Origin of the sequence: Azospirillum sp. TSO35-2 (assembly GCF_003116095.1) — a bacterium.
GTDB lineage: Bacteria > Pseudomonadota > Alphaproteobacteria > Azospirillales > Azospirillaceae > Azospirillum.
In genome coordinates this window covers 1,147,069-1,147,375 of record NZ_LGRA01000008.1, presented here as the reverse complement: position 1 = coordinate 1,147,375, position 307 = coordinate 1,147,069, and the positions used below count along the sequence as shown (strand labels likewise).

1 pseudogene is annotated in these 307 nt (G+C 72.6%); it reads right to left on the bottom strand.

Annotated features, from left to right (window positions below):
- Positions 1-218: 218 nt before the first annotated feature.
- Positions 219-307 (bottom strand): annotated as a pseudogene (locus TSO352_RS33850) (electron transfer flavoprotein subunit beta/FixA family protein); the annotation flags it as partial.

Below are 307 nucleotides of genomic sequence, written 5' to 3'. Positions count from 1 at the left end.
GCTTGAGGCCGGCGTTGTCGTGGTCGGCGAGGATCAGGATGGTCATGGGGGCGGTCCTTGGTTGGCGGGTGGGGAGTGTCGGCTGGCGAGTGCCCCCACCCCGACCCTCCCCCGCTCTCGCAGGGGAGGGAGCAGGATGCTTGTCGGCGTCCGGCGGAGTTCCCTCCCCTGCGAAGCGGGGGAGGGTCAGGGTGGGGGCAGCGGGCAGGCGCGCCCCCTCAGACCACCCGCGCCTCGTTCTTCAGCTTGTCGACCAGGGCTGCGACGTCGGCGACCTTGACGCCGGCCTTGCGCTTGGCGGGCTCGC